Annotated in this window: 4 protein-coding genes; 3 read left to right on the forward strand and 1 reads right to left on the reverse strand. The window is 73.9% G+C overall.

Annotated elements, in window-relative coordinates; translation table 11 throughout:
* The first annotated feature begins 316 nt into the window (after window positions 1–316).
* From GTW43_RS33105 to GTW43_RS33115, 3 genes are all read left to right on the forward strand, one after another.
* Window positions 317–961, forward strand: a complete 645-nt coding sequence (locus GTW43_RS33105) for an HdeD family acid-resistance protein (protein WP_161305674.1) — start codon at window positions 317–319, stop codon at window positions 959–961.
* A 123-nt stretch (window positions 962–1084) separates the two neighbouring features.
* The gene (locus GTW43_RS33110; protein ID WP_161305675.1) at window positions 1085–2263 is read left to right on the forward strand and encodes an acyl-CoA dehydrogenase family protein; all 1179 of its coding nucleotides are present in this window, start codon (window positions 1085–1087) and stop codon (window positions 2261–2263) included.
* A gap of 131 nt (window positions 2264–2394) precedes the next feature.
* Complete coding sequence (locus tag GTW43_RS33115) at window positions 2395–3660, forward strand: MFS transporter (RefSeq protein ID WP_161305677.1); 1266 nt, start codon at window positions 2395–2397, stop codon at window positions 3658–3660.
* 15 nt (window positions 3661–3675) lie between these two features.
* Here the strand turns inward: GTW43_RS33115 and GTW43_RS33120 are convergent.
* The coding region (locus GTW43_RS33120; RefSeq protein WP_161305679.1) for a PucR family transcriptional regulator at window positions 3676–4565 on the reverse strand (890 nt) is incomplete at its 5' end.

Consider the following 4565-nt stretch of genomic DNA (forward strand, 5'->3'; position numbering starts at 1 on the left):
GGCGGCCTGTGCCTCGCCGCCTGACGGGGCGGTCCGCGGGCCCGGAGCGCGGGCGCGGGGTACGGCGCTGACCTGTGCGCCGATCGGGTCGGTTTCGCATGTTTTGCGGAGTCGGCCAGGTGTTGCTTGAGTGAGGGTGTCGCAGAGCCTGCAGCCCGTGGGTCACCACAGGCGGCCGACCGGCCGCCCGGACCGGCGAGCGGAGAGGAGGGCACCGCGGACGGAGCAGTTCCGCGGAGGCCCGTCCTCCCGGATCCGGCACCGCCCGGCCCCGCTCAGCCGCCGCCCGGCGCGGCCCGCACAGGAGAGATCGGCCATGACCCAAGCACCGTACGAACCGCAGAGCCCCCACCAGGCGGGCGCGGACAAGGACGAGGACCGGGCGGGGACCCGGCCGCCCGAGGGCCCGCTCGGCCGGCTGGCGCAGATGGCCTGGCAGGCGGTCCTCCTGGCGGGTGTCGCCGCGCTGATCCTGGGCGTCCTCGTGCTCGTGTGGCCCGGAGCCTCCCTGTGGGCGGCGGGCGTCCTCTTCGGCGTCTACCTCGTCGTCTCCGGAGTGTTCCAGCTGGTCACGGCGTTCGGTACGCACGTGACGACCGGACTGCGCGTGATGGCGTTCATCAGCGGCGCGGTCTCGGTGCTGCTGGGCCTGTTCTGCTTCCGGGGTGCGACGCAGTCGATCCTGCTGCTCGCCCTGTGGATCGGGATCGGCTGGCTGTTCCGCGGGATCACCCAGACCGTCGCGGCGGCCTCGGACCCCGCGATGCCCGCCCGCGGCTGGCAGGCCTTCCTCGGGGTCGTCAGCGCGATGGCCGGTGTCGTGCTCATCGTGTCGCCGTTCGAGTCGGTGGCGGTGCTGACCCTGGTCGGCGGCTGCTGGCTGGTGGCCATGGGCGTCGTGGAGATCGTGGAGGCCTTCATGCTCCGCAGCCGCTCGAAGCGGATCCCGCACGGCGTCTGACCCCGACGCGATCCGGCCCGTCCCCGCCATTCCCAATTACTGGAACGCGTTCTACTGTGTGCGCCGTCGCATCCGCGCCTGAAGTCCGGGCCGAGGCCGCCCGGTCGACCGCCAGGAGGGGCCGTGCACCTCGAATACACGCCTGAGCAGCAGCAGTTGCGCACCGAACTGCGCACCTACTTCGCCGGGCTCGTGCCCGACAACGCGTACGCGCGCTACGAGGACCCCGCCGCCCAGAAGCGGTTCTACCGGGAGACCGTGCGCCGCCTCGGGACGGACGGCTGGCTCGGCGTCGGCTGGCCGAAGGAGTACGGCGGGCGCGGCCTGACGCCGATGGAGCAGTTCATCTTCTTCGACGAGGCCGCGCAGGCGGGCGTCCCGCTGCCGCTGATGGCGCTCAACACGGTGGGCCCCACGATCATGCAGTTCGGCACGGACGAGCAGAAGGAGTACTTCCTGCCGAGGATCCTCGCCGGGGAGATCGACTTCGCCATCGGCTACAGCGAGCCCGACGCGGGCACCGACCTCGCGGCCCTGAAGACCCGCGCCGTCCGCGACGGGGACGAGTACGTCGTCGACGGCCAGAAGATCTGGACCACCAACGGCGACACCGCCGACTGGGTCTGGCTCGCCGTGCGCACCGACCCCGACGCACCCGCGCACAAGGGCATCACGATGCTCCTCGTCCCGACCTCGGACCCGGGCTACTCCTGCACCGTCATCAACACGCTCGCCTCCCACGACACCACCGCGAGCTACTACGAGAACGTCCGCGTCCCCGTCACCCGCCGGGTCGGCGAGGAGAACAAGGGCTGGCGGCTCATCACCAACCAGCTCAACCACGAGCGCGTCACCCTCGCCGCGCACGGCACCATGGCCATCCGCGCCCTCCACGACGTGCAGCGCTGGGCGACGGAGACCAAGCTGGCCGACGGGCGGCGCGTCATCGACCTCGGCTGGGTCCGCGCGCGCCTCGCCCGCACCCACACCCGGCTCGACGCGATGAAGCTCCTCAACTGGCAGATGGTGAGTGCCGTCCAGCGGGGCACCCTCACCCCGCAGGACGCCTCCGCCGTCAAGGTCTACGGCTCCGAGGCCCGCCGCGACGCCTACGCCTGGCTCATGGAGGTGGTCGGCGCGGTGGGCGCGCTGAAGGAGGGCAGCGCGGGGGCGGTGCTGCACGGCGAGCTCGAACGCGGCTACCGCTCCGCGGTGATCTTCACCTTCGGCGGCGGCAACAACGAGATCCAGCGGGAGATCATCTCCTGGATCGGGCTCGGGATGCCGCGCGTGCGCCGCTGACGGCCGGGGCGCGGGGGAGGGCACAGGCCCCGGAATCCCGTGGCCCGCTGCGGCCCGGCTGTGTATGTTCGCCTGCGAACGACCCACCACCCATGATCACTTGATCACCGTCGTCGCCGGGGGCCCGCAGCGTGACCGACACCACGGAGGCCCTCGGCGGGGCCGCTCCCGCCGAGGACGCGGCACGAGGTGTCACGCGCCCCTTCCTCGCGTACGCCGTCCTCGCCAACGCGCTGTTCCAGCGCGGCGTGTTCGTCGTCTTCCTGCTGCACCGCGGCTTCTCCGCCGGGCAGGTGGCCCTGTTGCAGACGCTGCTCTACCTGGTCAGCGGGCTCGCCGAGCTGCCGACGGGGATCATCGCCGACCGCATCGGGCGGCGCGCGAGCATCGTCGTCGGACAGGTCCTGGTGGCCGGATGCCTGCTGGGACAGGCGGCGTTCACCGACTACTGGGTGTTCGCCGCGCTGTTCCTCGGGCAGGGCGTGGGCATGGCGTGCGTGTCCGGATCGGACACCGCGCTCCTGTACGACCTGCTCGTGCGGCGCGGTGCGACCGCGGGCTACGTCGCGATCCGGTCCCGGTACGCCATGCTCGGGACGGTCACGTCGGGAATCGCCATCCTCCTCGGCGGCCAGCTCCAGCAGGTGTCCTGGGGCCTCGTCTACGGCGGTTCGGCGGCCTGCCTCGTCCTGGCCGTCGTGGTGCTGGTGTCCCGGGTCCCGGAGATCCGCGGCGCGGACGCGGTCGACGAACGAGGCGGCGCCGGGGCCGCGCCCGCCGACGCGACGGCGTGGCGGGCGATGCTCCGGGTCGCGACCCCGGCGCTCGTGACGCTGGTCGTGGTGTCCGGGCTGATGCACGCGACGCTGACGCCGTACATCATCTTCACCCAGAAGACCCTCTCCGACCAGGGCGCGGGCACCGCGCTGGTCAGCGTGGTCATCTCGGCGGGCTTCTTCGCGGGCGGGCTCGCCCCGCTGCTGTCCGACCGCGTGGACCGGCGCCTCGGACACCGGACCGTCGTCCCGGTGTCCCTGCTCGCGCTCGCCGCGGCGCTCGGCCTGAGCGGCCTCGGTCTGGTCTGGGTCACCATCGCCGCGTTCCTCGTCCTGGTCGGGGTCCCCGAGATCACCGCCGTGATCGTGGACAACGTGTTCAACGAGGCCGTGCCGTCGCGCTACCGGGCGAGCCTCCTGTCGATGATCACCTTCGTGGAGTCGGCGCTCATCGGCACTGGGTACCTCGTGCTCGGCGCGCTGATGGACGGCTTCGGATCCGGCACGGGCATGGCCGTCTACGCCGCGGTCCCCGTGCTGGCCTGTCTCCTGTGGCTCCCGGTGCTCCTGCGAAGGCCCCGGCCGGCCGGGGCGCCGGCCGTCGCGCCCGCGCCCGAGTGAGGGCCGCGCGCCGGCTCACCGGCAGCGCAGCGCCGCCCACAGATCGAGCCGGTGGTCGAGCCGGGTGAGGTCGCGGCCCGTCAGGACGCGGATCCGGTCGATGCGGTAGTGCACCGTGTTGACGTGCAGGTGCAGCGCCTGCGCGGTGCGGGCCCACGAGCAGTTGTGCGCGAGGAAGGCCTCCAGCGTCTCCAGGAGCGCCCCGTGGGAGCCGGCCGAGCCGTCCGCGAGCGGGCCCAGCGTGACGCGGCTGAACACCTCGCGGACCTCGGCCGGCACCCCGGCCAGGAGCGACTCCACCGAGGCGAGGTCCTCGACCGCACTCGCCCGGTGGCCGCCGGGCGAGCGCCGGGCGGCGACCGTGCAGGCGTAGCGCGCCTGGGTGACGGCGGCGGGGAGCGCGCCGGGCTCCGCGACGGCCGCGCTCACTCCGGCGTGGAGCGGGGTGTCCGGCCGGCAGCCGCCCACCAGCGGCCAGGCGTCGGCGAGGAGCGCGCCCAGCCGTTCGGCGTCCCGCACGACGGCGAGCGCCTCGCCGGACCCGGCGCCGACGGCGAACGCGGTACCCGGCGGCAGCAGGAGCAGCGCCTCCGCGAGCGCGGCCCGCGGGAGCGTCGCCGCCTCGCGCCCGTCCGTGCGCGCGACCACCACCCGCCACGGTCCCCCGGGGAGCGCACCACAGGCCGCGAGGGCGTCCGAGAGGGCCCCCGCGTCCGCGTCCGCCCCGGTCAGCAGAGCGGCGAGCGCCTCACCCGCCCCGCGCACGGCGGCCGCCCGCTCCGTCGTGCGCTCCCGGAACCGGCCGACCAGTTCGGCCACTTCGGCCAGCGCCCGTGGCGGCACCCCGTCGCCGCCCGGCACGTGCAGGGACCAGGCGTCGTACGCGGTGGACGTGCCCGGCACCC

It is taken from the genome of Streptomyces sp. SID5785, assembly GCF_009870065.1.
In the GTDB taxonomy this organism is placed as follows: Bacteria; Actinomycetota; Actinomycetes; order Streptomycetales; family Streptomycetaceae; genus Streptomyces.